Source organism: Streptomyces roseochromogenus subsp. oscitans DS 12.976 (genome assembly GCF_000497445.1).
Lineage (GTDB): Bacteria > Actinomycetota > Actinomycetes > Streptomycetales > Streptomycetaceae > Streptomyces > Streptomyces oscitans.
The window spans coordinates 7,892,631-7,908,300 of the sequence record NZ_CM002285.1; the positions used below are offsets into that span (position 1 = coordinate 7,892,631).

Here is a 15,670-nt window from a genome sequence, read left to right on the forward strand (position 1 = left end):
GGCCCCCATGCCCGGCACTCCCGCCCTCTGCCACGGCGACCTGCACCTCGGCCAGCTCGTCCGCCACCCCGCGCCGGACGGCCCCTGGCGGCTGATCGACGTCGACGACCTGGGTGCCGGCATCCCGGCCTGGGACCTCGCCCGCCCCGCCGCCTGGTACGCCTGCGGTCTCCTTCCGCCGGACGAGTGGACCCGTTTCCTCGGCGCGTACCAGCGGGCCGGCGGCCCGGCCGTCCCCGCGGCCGGCGACCCCTGGCCCGCCCTGGACGTCCCGGCCCGCGCGCTGACCGTGCAGACGGCCGCCCTCGCCCTCGCCAAGGCGCTCGCGGCCGGCCGCCCGCTGAACGAGGTGGAACAGCAACTCGTCGACGCCTGCGCCCGAATGGCCCCGATTTCATGCCAGTTGGCGCTCGAACACACGGACTAGGCTGCAACCGGCCGGGACTGGATGGAGTCTGTCCTGGGGAACGCGAAGCAGCACCGAACGGCGAGGAGTTGAGCCGAGCATGCAGTGTCCGAAGTGCCACGCGCCGATGCACACCTACAACCGCAACGGCGTCCAGATCGAGCAGTGCAGCGGCTGTCGCGGCATCTTCCTCGACTACGGCGAGCTGGAGGCGCTGACCCAGCTGGAGGCCCAGTGGTCCAAGCCCGTCCCGCCGGCTCCGCCAGCCGCCCCACAGCCGTACCCGGCCCCGCCTGCCTGGGGCGCCCCGCACGGCGGTCACCACGGCGGCCACGGGCACTACGGCCATCAGGGTCACCACGGCCACAAGAGCTGGGCCCACATGCTCTTCTCCAGCTGAGCAGGCTGAGCACACGAAGAAGCCCCCGGCCGTACGAGGCGGCCGGGGGCTCTGTGCTGTGTGGACGATACTGGGATTGAACCAGTGACCTCTTCCGTGTCAGGGAAGCGCTCTCCCGCTGAGCTAATCGTCCGCAGGCCGTGACCCGGGGGGCACGGTCAGTGCGCGATACTGGGATTGAACCAGTGACCTCTTCCGTGTCAGGGAAGCGCTCTCCCGCTGAGCTAATCGCGCGGGTGGGGACCTTCGAGAAGACCCGTGGATCTTGCGAGAAGATCCAGTGGACGATACTGGGATTGAACCAGTGACCTCTTCCGTGTCAGGGAAGCGCTCTCCCGCTGAGCTAATCGTCCTTGGAGGTGGAGACGGGATTTGAACCCGTGTAGACGGCTTTGCAGGCCGTTGCCTCGCCTCTCGGCCACTCCACCAGGAGTGTAGGGGATCGGGATGACCCCTTCTTCCTTCGAGCGGACGACGAGGCTCGAACTCGCGACCTCAACCTTGGCAAGGTTGCGCTCTACCAACTGAGCTACGTCCGCCTGTCGTTTCGGTCCGCTTCCGCGTCCCGGCGACGTGTTGAACTCTAGCGGATTCCCGGGCCAGCACAAAAACGCGTTTGCGCAGCGTGCTGCGCCGCACCCGACGGACGACGTGGTCAGGGCACCCCAGGGGTCACCCCGGCGCCACCTTTCGGACACCCGCCTAGACTCGACCACGTGCTCCACCACCCTCCCCTTCTCACCCCTCTGGCCCGCTTCGCCGACCGCGTCGCCACCGGTCTCCGCGACGTCACCAGTGACCCCGCCGCCCTGGACTCCGCGGGCTTCTGGGCCGTCTGCGCGGACTTCGAGGGGCGGCTGACCTGCGCGCGCTTCGCGGACGTACGCGAGGAGCCCGTGCCCCTGCCGGTGCCGGGCGGCTGGCGCGGCCCGGCGGCGGGGGAGTGGACCTCCTCCCTGGACCGGGCCGCGTACACGGCGGCCGTCCGCCGCATCCGCGCGTACATCGCGGCCGGCGAGGTCTACCAGGCCAACCTCTGCCGGGTGCTCAGCGCGCCGGTCGCCCCGGACGCCGACGTGGATGCCCTGACCGCGCTGCTGGCCCGCGGCAACCCGGCGCCGTACGCCGGAACGATCCGGCTGCCGCAGCACGGTGTGGAGATCGCCACCGCCTCGCCCGAGCTGTTCCTGCGCCGGGACGGCCGGATCGTGGAGTCGGGGCCGATCAAGGGCACCGGACGCACCGAGGCGGACCTCCTGGAGAAGGACTACGCCGAGAACGTGATGATCGTGGACCTGGTCCGCAACGACCTCGGGCGTGTCAGTACGACCGGCAGCGTGACCGTCCCCGATCTGTGCGCCGTCGAGAAGCACCCGGGCCTGGTCCACCTGGTCTCCACGGTCCGCGGCGAGCTGCGCGACGGGGCCGGCTGGCCGGAGCTGCTCGCGGCTGCCTTCCCGCCCGGCTCGGTCACCGGCGCGCCGAAGTCCAGCGCCCTGCGGATCATCGAGGATCTGGAGACCGCCCCGCGCGGGCCCTACTGCGGCGGCATCGGCTGGGTCGACGCCGACCGGGGCGTCGGTGAGCTGGCCGTCGGCATCCGCACCTTCTGGATCGACCGAGCCGAGGGCGTCCTGCGCTTCGGCACCGGCGCCGGCATCACCTGGGGGTCGGACCCCGAGGGGGAGTGGCGCGAGACCGAGCTGAAGGCCTCCCGGCTTCTCGCGATAGCGTCGGGGGCGTACGAGGCGAGTGGAGGGGTGTTCGCATGAGGATCTGGCTGGACGGCGGGCTGCGGGACCTGGAGTCCGCCCATGTCTCCGTCTTCGACCACGGGCTCACCGTCGGCGACGGCGTCTTCGAGACGGTGAAGGCCGTCGACGGCAGGCCCTTCGCCCTCACCCGGCATCTGGACCGGCTGACCCGCTCGGCCCGTGGCCTCGGCCTGCCCGACCCTGACCACGCCGAGGTCCGCGAGGCCTGCGCGGCGGTCCTGGAGGCGAACCCGATGCCCCTCGGCCGGCTCCGGATCACCTACACCGGCGGCCACGGCCCGCTCGGCTCCGACCGTGGCGAGCACGGCCCGACCCTCGTCGTCGCCGTCGGCGCGACCACCCGCCGCCCCGACACCACCGCCGTGATCACCGTCCCGTGGACCCGTAACGAGCGCGGCGCCCTCACCGGCCTGAAGACCACCTCGTACGCCGAGAACGTCGTCGCCCTGGCCCGCGCCCATGAACACGGGGCGTCCGAGGCGCTGTTCGGCAACACGGTCGGACAGCTCTGCGAGGGCACCGGGTCGAACGTCTTCGTCGTCCTGGGCGGCGAGATCCACACCCCGCCGGTCGCCTCGGGCTGCCTCCCCGGCATCACCCGCGCGCTGGCCGTCGAGTGGACGGGCGCCAAGGAGACCGACCTGCCGCTGGACGCTCTGAGCCGCGCCGACGAGATCTTCCTCACCTCGACCCTGCGGGACGTCCAGGCCGTACACCGGGTCGACGACCGCGAGCTGCCCGGCGCTCCGGGCCCGGTCACGGCCAAGGCGATGCGGATCTTCGACGAGCGGGCCGGGGAGGACCTGGACCCCTGAGCCGGGCGGGCCTGGGACAGCCCTGAAACCGGCCAGTGGCTCCGGTCCCGGGAGCGGCTCCAGTCGCTCGCGAGCGGCTCCGGCCCGGGGAGTGGCTGCGGTCTCCCTGGAGTGGCTCTGGCCCGGGAAATCGGGCTGACTCGGTGGTCGGGCGCGGGTAGAACACCAGTGATGACCACGACCCTGCGGCCGCTCGAGCCGCTCCAGCAGAACCCCGACGGCACCCGTTCCCGGCGCTATCAGGTGTGTGTGAACAGCCGTCCCGTCGGCGAGATCCACCTCGGCACCTCGCCGTCCTTCGGCGACTCCGTGGCACGCGTCTGCGACCTGCGGATCGCCGAGCCCGACCGGCGGCGCGGCCGGGGCACGGTGGCCGCGCTCGCCGCGGAGGAGGTGGCACGCGGCTGGGGCTGTACGCAGATCGAGACGTCCGTCCCCGCCTCGGCGGACGTCGCCCTGCGGCTGTTCGGTGCCCTCGGCTACACGTTGCGCAGCCGCCGCATGGAGAAGCGCCTCGGTACTACCTCGCCCGAGCTGCCGGCGGGCAGCACCGCACGGCCCATGACCGGAGCCGAGTTCGACGCCTGGCAGGAGAGCGCGCGCGAGGACTACGCGCGCATGTGGATCGAGCGCGGTGTCCCCGAGGCCGTGGCCCTCGCCAAGGCCCACAGCGACCACGAACAACTGCTGCCGCACGGGCTCGCGACCGCGGGAATGCTCTTCACCGTCCTGGAGCACGAAGGGGAGCGGGTGGGTACGTTGTGGGTGGCCTTGCAGGACACCAGGGCGTTCGTGTTCGACGTCGAGGCCGACGCCGCTCACCGCGGCCGGGGCCACGGCCGCACGCTCATGCTGCTGGCGGAGCGCCAGGCCATCGAGGCCGGCCGGCCGGTCCTCGGCCTCAACGTGCACGCGGGCAACACCCCCGCCGAGCGGCTGTACGAGTCACTCGGCTACGAGACGACGCTCCACGCCCTCGCCAAGCCCCTGGTCTAGGCGCGGCCGGCCACGTCGTAGGCGGAGCCGAGTACGACGGCGTGCTGCGGGGGGCCTGGCGTGCGGCTCAGGCCTCCTGGCCGCCCAGCAGCCGGTCGGCGATCTCCTCGATGCGCTCGCGCAGCCCCTCCTGGCTCTTGCCGCCGTCGAGGCGTTCGCCGTCGATGACGTACGTCGGGGTGCCGGTCACACCGATCGCCTTGCCCTCGGCCTGGTCGGCGTCCACGATCAGGATGTGCCGGCCGTCGATCAGCGCGGTGTCGAACTCCTCGGCGTCCAGGCCGAGTTCACGGGCCACCTCGACCAGGAAGGGTTCCCCCTTGTGGTCCAGCTCCTCGACCCGGTCCAGCACGGCCTCCACGTACGGCCAGCCCTTGCCCTGCTCCAGCGCCTCCTCGGCGGCCTGCGCGGCGGCGAAGGCGTGCTTGTGCTTCTCCAGCGGGAAGTGCCGCAGCCGCAGCTCCAGCCGGTCGCCGTAGCGGGCGCGCAGGGCACGGATGTCGTCCAGGGCGGTACGACAGTCGGGGCACTGCAGTTCGCACCAGACGTCGAGAACAAGGGCGTCGGTGCGTGCGGGGGAGGAGTCGCTCATGCCGCCCAGTCTTCCAGGCCGGACGCGGGTGACCCAATCGAGACGGTACGGCGGCTCGGCTCGGCATGGTACGGCCGCCGTGTCCGGGCCCGTGGGCGTGCGCGGGGGAGGTACGGCATCGCACCGTACCGGCACCCCAGTAGGAGACGACCCGGAGATGTCCCTGATGTCCTGCTGGGGCATGGCATCGCGCGTACGAGGCGGTGCACGATGGAGGGGACGGAGGTGCTGTGCCGTGCCGGTGCGTCGCGTCCGCCGAGCTCCGCCTTCCACCCGACCGAGCCCGCCAGGAGGACCGGATGATTGCCGAGACCGTCTGCTCCGCCGTGTCCGCGGCGGGTCTGGGCATCGCGGTGGTCACGGCCTACCGCAAGCGTTTCCTCGCGGCGACCCGCATCGCGGCCTACTCGCTGGTGCCGGTCGGCCTGGTGATGACCGGGGTCGTCGGCTGGCTCGCCCACACCGCCTTCAGTCCCACCGCCTGGGCGGGCTTCGGAGTGCTGGGCGCGGCCTGGCTCCTGTTCGCGGGCACGCGGGCGGTCGAACGCCGGCGCGGTGGCACCCGCGCAGAGCGCAGAGCGGCCCGCGGCGGCCAGGCCGAGGCTGTGGCTCCGGCGGCCTCGGCACCCTCCCTGGGCGCGGGCAACCGGCCCGCGACCGGGTCCGCCACCGCCCCGCGCGCCACCGGCTCGACCGAGGACTTCAGCGACATCGAGGCGATCCTCAAGAAGCACGGCATATGACGCCGGCTTGCGCCTGCGGCGGGACAGCGACCTCACCGGCTCCCTCGGACTGAAACGACACAGAGCGTCGTGCGCTCGTCCGGAACCGTTCACAACCCGAAGCAAGTCGGGCGAGACGACGCGATATGCGGCAACTCCCGCATATCGCGGGCGTGTTGATCGCGCACAGGGCCTCACCTGCGTCATGATCTCCGGGAGATGCTGGACACAGAGAGCGAGGCCGCGCCGCCGAAGGACGAGCCGCGCGGGTGCCTCTTCGCCCTATCCCAGCCACCGCTGATGATCTTCCTTGCGGTGATCGGGTGTCTGCTCCTCATGGCTGCGCTGCACGACCTGCTGTTGCTGTGAGCCGTACACGTCCGTCCCGGCGCCACCCGCCGGGACCGACGTCGCCCACAGGCTCACGCCCGCCCCGGGTACCCGTTCCAAGCACCGCACTCGAACCCTATGGGCCTCACCAGCGAACCCCGGAATCCCGGAATCCCGGAATCCCGGAATCCCGGAATCCCGGAATCCCGGAATTTCGGAGCCGGGCGATCAGCCCGCAGGGCGACAGGCTCGTCGCCGGTCAGTGCCCCGCGTGGAGGGCCGCCGCGCGGTCTGCCCGCAAGCGGATCAGTCAGCCGCGTGATCGGCGCGCCAGCGGTCGGTCGGCGGCGTGATGGGCCGTGGCCAGGGGTCAGTTGGAAGTGTGATGGGCGCGCCGGCGATCGGTCGGGGCGTGCTGGCTGCGTGGCCGGTCAGGTGCTGCGTGACCGGCCGACGCTTGATCGGTGAGTCGGTCAGCTCGTGCAGGCTGGTCAGTGCGTGCCGGTCGGTCAGTTGTGCACGTTAGTCAGTTCGTGCCGTTCGGACAGTCCGTGCTGGTGCTGGTGGCCAGACCCTCCCGGGCGGTCAGCAGCCTGTCGCTTCCTTGCGGCGGGCGCGGTAGGCGGCCACGTGGAGGCGGTTGCCGCAGGTGCGGCTGTCGCAGTAGCGGCGCGAGCGGTTGCGGGACAGATCGACGAAGGCGCGCCGGCAGTCGGGTGCCTCGCAGCGCCGCAGCCGCTCCTGCTCCCCGGCGACCACGAAGAAGGCCAGTGCCATCCCGCAGTCGGCGGCGAGATGGTCGGCCACCGAGGCGCCGGGGGCGAAGTAGTGCACATGCCAGTCGTAGCCGTCGTGGTCCGTCAGGCGGGGGGTGGTGCCCGCCGCGGCGACCAGCTCGTTGATCAGCCCTGCCGCGCTGCGGGCGTCTGGGGCGGCGAAGATCGCCGCGAAACGCCCCCGGACCCTGCGCACCGCCGAGAGGTCGAACTCCGACAGCACACCGACATCGCTGATCTCGTGGTTTCGTACGAAATCCGCGAGAGCCGAGACATCGGGCAGTCCGTCGGTCGCCGCCTCGTCCTCCGGCGCGGTGTTCACCAGATCCACCACGGCTTCGAGGGCGCACCGGGTGTCATGGGTGATCAGCACGTTTCGCTCCCTGGCCTGAGGGTCGGGCCGACGCCCGCCGATGCTGGCCGATGGTAGCGACAACCCCGCCCACCGCACCGTGCTCTGCCCGACCTCGACTGCCCGTACAACGCCGCGAGGCCCACGGCGGTTCCCGCGGCGCGGCAGCGCGCACGGGTGTGCGCGGGACATGCCGGCAGGGCGGAGCCGGGCGAGCACAGCTCGGCGCCGTCCCGTGAGACGCTCACGGTGACGGCGCCCAGCCGTGCCGTATGCGGTTGTCGTGGCCCGAGCCGTCTCCCCGAGTGGACGGCGCCGGGCTGCTTTCGATGGGCGCGACCTAGCTCTCCGCCAGGATGTGCGAGAGCTCCTGATCCAGATCGAAGTGCCGATGTTCCGTGCCGGGCGGCACGGCGGCGTCTGTTCGCTTCAGGAAGGACTCCAGGGCCCGCGCCGGGGCCTCGAGCAGGGCCTCCCCCTCCGGAGAGCTGAGGGCGATGCACACGACGCCCTGACCATGGCTGCGCGACGGCCAGACGCGGACGTCGCCGGTGCCGGTGGGCCGGTGAAGCCCCTCGGCGAGGAGGTCGCGGGCGAACACCCACTCGACGGTCTCCTCGGCTCCGGTGTGGAAGGTGGCGTGCACGGCGTAGGGGTCGGCCGTGTCGTACCGCAGGCCTGCGGGGACAGGCAGGGAGGACTCGCTCGACACAACGAGGCGCAGGTGCAGCTCGCAGCTGACCGTGGTGTTCATAAGCGCCAGGGCCTTTCGCTCAGTGTGCGCTCGGGGATTCGCACGTCGGCGAAATCGACATGCCACCTACGATGCCGTTGTAAACCCCTCTGAGCGTTTTGCGTGGCTTTACGTAACTCTTCCGGCCGAGAACTCGTACGGGATCTACGACCATTCCGGTGACTGGATTCACTCCCGTAGGGTTTGTCTGTATGAATACGGGGAGTGACGAGTCGGGTGAGAGCGACGTGGCGGCGGACCGGGCGAAGGCGGACCTGCGGGAGGTCGGGTCCGAGGACAGTGCCGGGCTCGGCTCCCGGGCGCCGGAATTCATCAGGGCCCGCCGGGCGCTGCATCTGAGCTGGCAGGTCGGCGTCTTCGTGGCCGGCCTCGCGGTCGTCGTGGCCGGCGTCATCATGCTGCCGCTGCCGGGACCCGGCTGGGTGGTGATCTTCGGCGGTATGGCGATCTGGGCGACCGAGTTCGTCTGGGCCCAGCTCGTGCTCCGCTGGACCAAACGCAAGGTCACCGAGGCGGCCCAGCGGGCCCTCGATCCCCGGGTGCGCCGCCGCAACATCGCGCTGACCGTGATCGGGCTGGTGATCGTGGGCGTGCTGGCCGGGATCTACCTGTCGAGGTTCGGCGTCGTCATGCCGTGGAAGATCAAGGATCAGTGATCGGACTCCGTCGCTCGGCCGTCCACTGCCCGGCCTCTGGTCGGAAGCACCCTCTGACATGGGGTAATGTTCTTCCTGCGCCCGGGCGATTAGCTCAGTGGGAGAGCGCTTCGTTCACACCGAAGAGGTCACTGGTTCGAACCCAGTATCGCCCACCCGGACCAACGGCCCACCTGCGAAACAGCAGGTGGGCCGTCGGCGTATCCGCGCCCGGGCCGGCTCCACGAGCCCAGCTGCTGGCGCACGGGTTCCTGGAGTCCTGGTGCTCCTGGCGGCATCCGTTGCCCGCCCTGGCCGCCGCCGGGGCTATCGCGCCGCTGCGGTCGACGTCCGGGGCCACGGCCGTTCCTCCGAGCCGGCGGCCGTGGACGCGTCATCCGGGTGCCGTACCGCGGGGTCCTGGTGGTCGAGGGCGGGCCGGGTACCGGGAAGACGGCGGTCGCGCTGCACGGCGCCGCCTATCTCCTCCACGAGTACCGCGAGCTGCTGGCCCGCCGCGCCGTGCTGATCGTCGGCCCCGACCCGGCCTTCCTCGGCTGCATCGGCGAGGTGCACCGGATGCTCGACCTGGTCGCGGACGGCGTCGCCGTGGTGGAGGCGTTGGGGGAGCGGTTCGTGGTGGTCGTCGGACACGACTGGGGCGCCACGATCGCCGCCACCTCCGCCCTCACCAGGCCCGACGTGTTCCGCGCCGGGGAGCCTGCTGGGCGTGCCGTACCGCCCGCCCGGCGGCCCGCGGCCCGGCGGGGTCTTCGCGCGCACGGGCGGGGACGAGGAGTTGTTCGTCTCGTACTTCCAGCAGTTCGGCCGGGCCGAGGCGGAGATCGAGCCCGATGTGCGCGACCGGCTCGGAGGCTTCTACGCGGCCCTGTCCGCCGCCACCATGCCCGCGCCCGGCGCCCCCGACCCGCACTTCGTCGGCCGCGGCGGCACCCTGCGGGAGCGCTACCCCGTCGGCCCGCTCCCGGCCTGGCTGGGCGAGGGCGACCTCGACTTCCTGGCCGGGGAGTTCGAGCGGACCGGTATGGCCGCGGCGCTCAACCGCTACCGGAACATGGACCGGGGCTGGGCGGACCTGGCCGACCACGCGGGCGCCCGGTCAGGCGGCCCTCGCTGTTCATCGGCGGCGGCCCGGACACCTCGCTCGCCCGGCTGGCCGACGCGGTCACGGCGTACCCCGAGACCCTGCCCGGTCCCTACGGTTCGCACATCCTCGACGGCTGCGGCCACTTCGTGCGGCAGGGCGCCCGGCAGAGGCGAACCGGATCCTGATCGACTGGCTCGCCGCCCTCCCCGGCTGATCTGCCCGGCCGATCTCCCCGACCGGCCGTCCTCGACTGACCGTCCCCGACCGACCCTCCCCGCGCCTTCGTTCGGCCCGTCGGCCGCGCCCGCTCACCTGCGAGCGCTTGCTTAAAACGATTCATGCATGCGTTCGCGAGGCGTCGGTGAGGCGTCCGTGAGGGCGGAGGCAACGCTGCGGGGAGGGCCCGGCCATGGGAACCAGCAGGAACCCTGAGAGGCGTACGATCCTGAAGGCGGCCGGGGCCTCGGTGGCCACGCTCGGGCCCGCCGCGGCGACCGGGTGCGGCGACCGGGTGCGGCGGCGAAAACGGTTCCGGGGGCGGGACGGTGACGACCCGTTACTCGTGGTGGGGTGCCGAGGAACGGGCCAAGAAGATCAACCGGACCATCGCACTCTTCGAGAAGAAGTACCCGAAGGTCGGGATAAGGACTGACTTCCAGATGTATCAATCGTTCTGGGAGAAGTTCCAGACCCAGGCCGCCGGTGGAAATCCCCCGGACGTTTTCCAAAATGCCGTCACGTTTCTTCGGAAGTACGACAAGCGCGGAATTCCCCTCGACCTCAAGTCACAGGTTCAGGCAGGTAATCTGACTCCGGATCACTTCCGGGACGGAGTGACAAAGGCCGGCGAGGTCGACGGAAAGCAGCTCGGAATTCCCGTCGGCTCCAACACCATGGCGCTGGTCGTCGACAAGAAGGTGTTCCGCGAGGTCGACGTCTACCACCTCGGCACCTGGGCGGGCCTCAGCACCCGGCACGGTGTGCAGCACTTCGGTGACAGCGCCAGACAGCAGCGCATCGCCAACACCACGTACCGGCGCTTCTGCTACTTCCTCACGGCCGACGAACGCGTCGGCGACCTCATGCACGCCAACCTCGACTCCGACGAGAGTTCGCCGTCGCCGGCAAACCGGTGGTGTCCGTCTCCCGCCTTTCGGCGGTCTTCGGACTCAACGAGCTGTGTGTCGGGCTGATCCACCTGGTCGACCTGCCCGCGTTCAAGTCGGCCTACCTGGGCTACTGCCGCTGCTTCAACGCCACCAAGGACGCAAGTTCTACGGCCCCGACGGCTACACCGAGTCCTCGCCGTGGAAGACCGAGAAGCTGACGGGCCCCGCAACCCACGTCGAGGGCAGTGAGGCCAGCTGGGTGTCCAGCAACGACTCCGCGCTCTACGGCCTCGCGGCCATCGAGAACCTGGCGTTGCGCGGAGACAAGATGCCCGGCTAGGAATGCCGTTCGGGGATCGTCGGGAGAACCTTTTCGGCGATGCTGATCAGGGCGCTGTCGTCGGGGAGGGCTCCGGACCTGCTCCACACGGTGAACTCGTAGTAGCCGCCCCGGTCGTCTGTGCCGAGGGCCACGGAAAGCGTCCGGGCCAGGGGGCCTTGTTCGACCGGTCCGCCGCTGGATCCGCCACCCCCGAGATCGATCTTGAACTTCATGGTGTGATCCGAGGAGAAGACGGCGGGCCGGCCGAGAACCGTACGTGTCGCGACGTCCCGCTCCCCTCCGGTTCTCATCAGCTTCACGTACTGGGCGATCGACAGCTCGTTGTAGGTGGCCGAGAGGTCGACGGTGTACGTGTCGAAGCTGACCTCGGCCTCCGGCTGGGCGACCTTCCCATCGGTCAGGGGAGCGGTGTTGCTGGTGCCGGAAGCCGCGGTCGCGGTCTCTCCGGGCGTTCCGAGGAGCCGGGCGAGGTCGGACCGGTTGAGTGCGTCGCACAGTTCGTCACCGGTCACGGCACGGGGCGCCTTCGTGTAGGCCTTCGGCAGTTCCTCGTGCTCCCTGCCCGAACACGACGCGGGCCGCGCTGCGCTGTCGTCGGACGGCAGCACGTGCGGGGCCACCCACAGCGCGGCCGCGAGTGCCCCGATCACGGCCACGGCCGCGAAGGCCTGGCCCCACGCGTTGGGCTCCTTTTCCGGAGTGTCCGGTCCGGGACGCGGCCCGGCTGCCGCCTGGAACTGCGCGGCCTCATCGACCGTCGGCCTGTCCGCGGAGGCCACCGCGCTCGGGTTCCGGCGTGCCCGCAGCGCCCGGACGACCACGTACACGTGTATCGCGGTGAACACGAGGAACACCACACCGAGACCAGCCGCGACCCGGTCATGATCGCGAACGGCGAGGTACATGATGCGTACGCCGAGAACGGACCCGATCGCGATGGCCAGGGGCTCGCGGACCCAGAACGGCAGGAGACGGAGGAGGAAACCGAGCATCCGGTGATCTCACCAGGACTGGATCACAACCGCTGTGGTGGAGGCCATAGTTCCGCAGCGTCTCAGCGGGGAGTCCGGCGACCGGCCGCGGGAGCCCTGGCGGGGCTGGGGGAGCGCCGTCGCACGGGCGGCGGCGCTCGCCTCCCGAGTGTGTCCCGCGCCACGCCGGGGCGCATGAGTACGCGTACTCAGTTCACCCGCGCCCGGCCGGGCAGACTCCCTCCATGGACTGGAACCGCTACCGCTTCCTCAGCCTGTGGTCCCTGCCCGCCCCGCCCGCGGCCGTGTACGCCGTGCTGGAGCGGCCCGAGGACTATCCCCGCTGGTGGCCACAGGTGCGGGCGGTGACCAGGCTGGACTTCGGCACCGGTGTCCTCACCGTCCGGTCCGTGCTGCCGTACGCCGTGACCTTCACCGCACGGGAGACGCGCCGCGACCCGGACGCCGGGATCCTGGAGATCGCCGTGTCCGGCGACATCGAGGGCTGGGCCCGCTGGACGGTGACCGCCGAGGGCACCGGCACCCTCGCCCGTTACGACCAGGTCGTGGAGGTGCGCAAGCCCCTGCTCAGGCGGCTCGCCGTACCGGGACGGCCCGTGTTCCGCCTCAACCACCGGCTGATGATGGCCGCGGGGCGGCGCGGACTGCTCCGCCGGCTCGAAACGGTTTGAAGGATCGGCGTCTCGACCTGTATTGTTCAGTGCGTTCCCGGGCGATTAGCTCAGTGGGAGAGCGCTTCGTTCACACCGAAGAGGTCACTGGTTCGAACCCAGTATCGCCCACCCGGAGAAGGCCGGTCCGCAGTAGCGGACCGGCTTTTCGCATAGTCAGGCCGCCGCCGGCAGCTCCGGCCGCAGCGGCCAGTCCGTGCTGACGATCTCCTCCGAGCCGCTGCGCGCGAACCAGGCCTGCAGCCCGCGGGCCTGCGCCGCATGCCAGTTGGCCTGGAGCGTGTGCAGCTCGGCGGGGGTCAGGCGCTCAAGCCGAGTCGCGAAACGGCGGCCCAGTGCCCGTACGACGTCCAGGGCGGCCAGCGCGTCCGCCGCGGCGTCATGGGCCTCCTGCAGCGCCACACCGTAGTGCTCGCACAGGTCGGTCAGTGTGCGGCGGCCCTTGCGGTACCGGTCCAGGTGCTTGTCCAGGACCCGCGGGTCCAGCACCCTGAGCGCCACCGACTCGAACCAGCGGTCCAGCGACGACGCCCGGTGCCGGCGCAACTCCCGGTCCAGCAGCGTCAGATCGAACGGCGCGTTCATCACCACCAGCGGACGGCCCATCGCCGCGTGCTCCGCCAGCTGCTCGGCTATCTCGTACATCACCGGCGCCGGCCAGCGTCCGTTGCACTGCAGGTGTTCCTCCGTCAGCCCGTGCACCGCCGTCGCCGCCTCCGGCACCGGCACACCCGGATTCACCAGCCAACGGCAGACCCGGGGCCGGGTGCCCGGGGCGTCCTGGACGACGACGGCGGCCGACACGATGCGGTCGGTCTCGACGTCCACGCCCGTCGTCTCCGTGTCGAAAGCGGCCAGCGGCCCCTCGTACCAGGTCGTCATCTGAACCCAACTCCTCGTTCACCCACAGCAGATGACGTTCCGTCTTCTGCCCGTTTGGTGATACCCGGGCCGTTTGCGCCGTACGCCGGGAGGAGACAACAGGAGTACGGGTCTTTGCAGTTCAGCGGCCCGCAGCGGGGACACTCATTGCCTGGAAGGCTGTTGGTCATGGCCATAGCGCAGCCCGAGCGGGGCGGGCTGCTGCCCGATCGCCCGGGCACCGTCCGCGGCACGCTCGCCACCACGGCGTGCATGGAGACACTGCAGGTCGGCTATCTGCACGCGGTCGCCGCCGCAGCGGGATGCTCGCTGTCCCAGCCCTTCCCGGACAACGGCATCGACTGGCACGTCAGCCACAGCGCGCCCGGACACACCGTGGACGACGAGGTCACCATCAAGGTGCAGCTGAAGGCCACGTACCAGGTCGCGCCCAATCCGCCGGGGCGCACCTTCTCCTTCACGCTCGACAACGACCATCTGCGCAAGCTCGCCCGCACACCGGTCTCGGTGCACAAGATCCTGGTCGTCATGCTCGTCCCGCGCTCGCAGGACGACTGGCTGCGCGCCAGTCACGACCGGCTCGACCTCAGGCACTGCTGCTACTGGGTCAACCTCGCCGGCCACCCCATCACCGGCCGGCACCGGACCACCGTGCGGATCCCGACCTCGCGCATCTTCGACGACCGGGCGCTGTGCGAGATCATGACGCGGGTCGGGACGGGAGGCAGGCCATGAGGAGCCGTCCGTACGAGGAGCTGCCACGCCAGGTCCGGCCGCATCCCGACGATCTCGCCTGGCACCGGCCCCCCGACCCCGCCCAGGTCGACCCCGCCGTGCTCGGTGCCCTGCTGCACCGGCACGGCTGGCAGCGGCGCGGCGGCGCCCCGGGACGCTACGGCCGCTGGACCCCGCCGGGACCGGGCGGCGGCGGGACCAGCCTGCTGGTGCCGGAGAGCCGGGCCTTCCCCGACAGCGACGACCTGCTCGGCGAGGCCCTCGACGCCCTCGCCCGCAGCGAGACACCCGCCGCCCGCGAGGTGCTGATCTCCCTCGCCGTACCCAGCGACGAGATCCGCTGGTGGCGCGACACCCCGAGCGGACCGGTAGGCGCCGCGCCCTGGACGGCGGACGAGCAACTGCGCGGCGCCGCCCGGCAGATGCTGCTGGCCGCCGCGCTCGCCACACGCGCGCGTGCCGGGTACTACGGCGCCCGGCACCGCCGCGCGGCCGCCGCCCTCCTGGAGGACGTCCTCGTCGGTCCCGCCGCCGAGGGCCGCCACCTCACCGCCTTCGCGCCCGTGCCCACCGGCCGCCCGCTCGCCGTCCGCCTTCACCAGGCCCTGTACGCCGCCCGCGAGGCCATCGACTACCAGCGGGCCACCGGCGGCATGGACGCCTTCGACGGCGCGGTCGAGGCCGGCGTCAGCCGCGAACTGACCGAGGCACTGGCCGTGCTCGTCCGGGGCACCGAGGGCGCCCGGATCGCCGTCGCCTGGGCACCCGGCCAAGACGCCCCCGAGGGCTGTGCCCCCTCCGCCGAACCCGTCGAGTTCTCACCCGGCGACCTACCGGTGCTGCGCGAGGCCGCCGCTCGCTATCTGCGCGAGGAACCCTCCGTGCCGGTCCGTATCACCGGCGCCGTCGTCCGCATGCGCCGCTCCGGGCCCGGCGGCGAGGGCACCGTACGGCTGCGGGTCCTCGCCGGAGCCGAGGTGCCGCACGTCCGCGTCACCCTGGACGAGGAGGACTACCGCATCGCCGGCCACGCCCACCTCGTCGGACTTCCGGTGCGGGTGCACGGCCGGCTGGAGCGCCGGGGCGGCTTCCGCCGGCTCACCGGCGCCTCCGGGGTCGTACCCGTGCAGGTCGACGAGGCCGAGAGGGACCGGCTGATGAAGGCCCTCCAGGAGAACCTGGACTTCTTCGAGGAGGCGTGCGGGGAGTCGTACCGGGACGAGGACTGAGGGAGACCGGGACGCGGACCGAGGGGACGGGACCGGGGGCGTACCGGT

At 71.4% G+C, this 15,670-nt stretch carries 16 protein-coding genes, 7 tRNA genes and 4 pseudogenes; 17 read left to right on the forward strand and 10 right to left on the reverse strand.

Annotated features, from left to right (window positions below; all coding sequences use genetic code 11):
- Positions 1 to 427, forward strand: a 427-nt coding sequence (locus M878_RS83775; RefSeq protein WP_023552042.1) for a phosphotransferase family protein, incomplete at its 5' end; no start/stop codon positions are given.
- Between the two features lie 79 nt (positions 428 to 506).
- Positions 507 to 806 (forward strand): TFIIB-type zinc ribbon-containing protein, encoded by a 300-nt coding sequence (locus M878_RS83780; protein WP_023552043.1) that lies wholly within the window; start codon positions 507 to 509, stop codon positions 804 to 806.
- Between the two features lie 61 nt (positions 807 to 867).
- On the opposite strand, the gene M878_RS83785 is transcribed toward M878_RS83780, so the two are convergent.
- The 5 genes from M878_RS83785 to M878_RS83805 all read right to left on the reverse strand — a co-directional run bounded on the left by M878_RS83785 (position 868) and on the right by M878_RS83805 (position 1,345).
- Positions 868 to 939, reverse strand: a tRNA-Val gene (locus tag M878_RS83785).
- Between the two features lie 29 nt (positions 940 to 968).
- Positions 969 to 1,040 (reverse strand) — tRNA-Val (locus M878_RS83790).
- A gap of 47 nt (positions 1,041 to 1,087) precedes the next feature.
- Positions 1,088 to 1,159: transfer RNA gene (locus tag M878_RS83795), tRNA-Val, on the reverse strand.
- Position 1,160: 1 nt separating this feature from the next.
- Positions 1,161 to 1,234, reverse strand: a tRNA-Cys gene (locus tag M878_RS83800).
- A 38-nt stretch (positions 1,235 to 1,272) separates the two neighbouring features.
- Positions 1,273 to 1,345 (reverse strand) — tRNA-Gly (locus M878_RS83805).
- 177 nt (positions 1,346 to 1,522) lie between these two features.
- On the opposite strand from M878_RS83805, the gene M878_RS83810 reads away from it, so the two are divergent.
- The 3 genes from M878_RS83810 (at position 1,523) to M878_RS83820 (ending at position 4,392) form a co-directional block, all read left to right on the forward strand.
- A complete protein-coding gene (locus tag M878_RS83810; RefSeq protein ID WP_023552044.1) occupies positions 1,523 to 2,578 on the forward strand; it encodes a chorismate-binding protein in 1,056 nt (351 codons plus the stop codon).
- Positions 2,575 to 3,396, forward strand: coding sequence for an aminotransferase class IV (locus tag M878_RS83815; protein ID WP_023552045.1), 822 nt, complete (start codon positions 2,575 to 2,577; stop codon positions 3,394 to 3,396). Before M878_RS83810 ends, M878_RS83815 begins: the two co-directional genes overlap by 4 nt.
- A 171-nt stretch (positions 3,397 to 3,567) precedes the next feature.
- Entirely contained in the window at positions 3,568 to 4,392 is an 825-nt protein-coding gene (locus tag M878_RS83820; RefSeq protein ID WP_023552046.1) for a GNAT family N-acetyltransferase, read from the forward strand.
- Between the two features lie 67 nt (positions 4,393 to 4,459).
- Here the strand turns inward: M878_RS83820 and M878_RS83825 are convergent, their stop codons facing one another.
- Entirely contained in the window at positions 4,460 to 4,984 is a 525-nt protein-coding gene (locus M878_RS83825; protein ID WP_023552047.1) for a DsbA family protein, read from the reverse strand.
- A gap of 299 nt (positions 4,985 to 5,283) precedes the next feature.
- Here M878_RS83825 and M878_RS83830 point away from each other — a divergent pair, with 299 nt between their 5' ends.
- A complete protein-coding gene (locus M878_RS83830; RefSeq protein WP_023552048.1) occupies positions 5,284 to 5,727 on the forward strand; it encodes a hypothetical protein in 444 nt (147 codons plus the stop codon).
- A gap of 198 nt (positions 5,728 to 5,925) precedes the next feature.
- Complete coding sequence (locus M878_RS98590; RefSeq protein ID WP_023552049.1) at positions 5,926 to 6,075, forward strand: hypothetical protein; 150 nt, start codon at positions 5,926 to 5,928, stop codon at positions 6,073 to 6,075.
- A gap of 546 nt (positions 6,076 to 6,621) precedes the next feature.
- On the opposite strand, the gene M878_RS83835 is transcribed toward M878_RS98590, so the two are convergent.
- Together M878_RS83835 and M878_RS83840 are read right to left on the reverse strand one after the other, a co-directional pair.
- Positions 6,622 to 7,185, reverse strand: coding sequence for a CGNR zinc finger domain-containing protein (locus tag M878_RS83835; protein ID WP_023552050.1), 564 nt, complete (start codon positions 7,183 to 7,185; stop codon positions 6,622 to 6,624).
- 319 nt (positions 7,186 to 7,504) lie between these two features.
- On the reverse strand, positions 7,505 to 7,918 hold the full coding sequence (locus tag M878_RS83840; RefSeq protein ID WP_004002642.1) for an SsgA family sporulation/cell division regulator: 414 nt from the start codon (positions 7,916 to 7,918) through the stop codon (positions 7,505 to 7,507).
- Positions 7,919 to 8,109: 191 nt separating this feature from the next.
- On the opposite strand from M878_RS83840, the gene M878_RS83845 reads away from it, so the two are divergent.
- The 6 genes and pseudogenes from M878_RS83845 to M878_RS000000100455 form a co-directional block, all read left to right on the forward strand.
- Positions 8,110 to 8,574 carry a TIGR02611 family protein gene (locus M878_RS83845; protein WP_031226676.1) on the forward strand — a complete coding sequence of 155 codons (465 nt, stop codon included), beginning with the start codon at positions 8,110 to 8,112 and terminating at the stop codon, positions 8,572 to 8,574.
- Positions 8,575 to 8,657: 83 nt separating this feature from the next.
- A tRNA-Val gene (locus tag M878_RS83850) sits at positions 8,658 to 8,729 on the forward strand.
- 18 nt (positions 8,730 to 8,747) lie between these two features.
- A pseudogene (locus M878_RS000000101980) lies at positions 8,748 to 8,947 on the forward strand (alpha/beta fold hydrolase); the annotation flags it as partial.
- Positions 8,948 to 8,949: 2 nt separating this feature from the next.
- A pseudogene (locus M878_RS000000100450) lies at positions 8,950 to 9,875 on the forward strand (alpha/beta fold hydrolase).
- A 195-nt stretch (positions 9,876 to 10,070) separates the two neighbouring features.
- A pseudogene (locus M878_RS95230) lies at positions 10,071 to 10,599 on the forward strand (ABC transporter substrate-binding protein); the annotation flags it as partial.
- Positions 10,588 to 11,110, forward strand: a pseudogene (locus M878_RS000000100455) (exo-rhamnogalacturonan lyase family protein); the annotation flags it as partial. The pseudogenes M878_RS95230 and M878_RS000000100455, both read left to right, overlap by 12 nt.
- Here M878_RS000000100455 and M878_RS83865 read toward each other — a convergent pair.
- Complete coding sequence (locus tag M878_RS83865; protein ID WP_023552055.1) at positions 11,107 to 12,105, reverse strand: DUF6215 domain-containing protein; 999 nt, start codon at positions 12,103 to 12,105, stop codon at positions 11,107 to 11,109. The pseudogene M878_RS000000100455 and the gene M878_RS83865 overlap by 4 nt on opposite strands.
- Before the next feature lie 224 nt (positions 12,106 to 12,329).
- Here M878_RS83865 and M878_RS83870 point away from each other — a divergent pair, with 224 nt between their 5' ends.
- Both M878_RS83870 and M878_RS83875 read left to right on the forward strand, forming a co-directional pair.
- Positions 12,330 to 12,776: an SRPBCC family protein gene (locus tag M878_RS83870; protein ID WP_023552056.1), complete on the forward strand. Its 447-nt coding sequence runs from the start codon at positions 12,330 to 12,332 to the stop codon at positions 12,774 to 12,776.
- A gap of 39 nt (positions 12,777 to 12,815) precedes the next feature.
- Positions 12,816 to 12,887, forward strand: a tRNA-Val gene (locus M878_RS83875).
- A gap of 45 nt (positions 12,888 to 12,932) precedes the next feature.
- Here M878_RS83875 and M878_RS83880 read toward each other — a convergent pair.
- A complete protein-coding gene (locus M878_RS83880) occupies positions 12,933 to 13,658 on the reverse strand; it encodes a 3'-5' exonuclease (RefSeq protein WP_023552057.1) in 726 nt (241 codons plus the stop codon).
- A 168-nt stretch (positions 13,659 to 13,826) separates the two neighbouring features.
- On the opposite strand from M878_RS83880, the gene M878_RS83885 reads away from it, so the two are divergent.
- Complete coding sequence (locus M878_RS83885) at positions 13,827 to 14,393, forward strand: DUF4365 domain-containing protein (protein WP_023552058.1); 567 nt, start codon at positions 13,827 to 13,829, stop codon at positions 14,391 to 14,393.
- A complete protein-coding gene (locus tag M878_RS83890; RefSeq protein ID WP_023552059.1) occupies positions 14,390 to 15,622 on the forward strand; it encodes a hypothetical protein in 1,233 nt (410 codons plus the stop codon). Before M878_RS83885 ends, M878_RS83890 begins: the two co-directional genes overlap by 4 nt.
- The last annotated feature ends 48 nt before the right edge of the window (positions 15,623 to 15,670 follow it).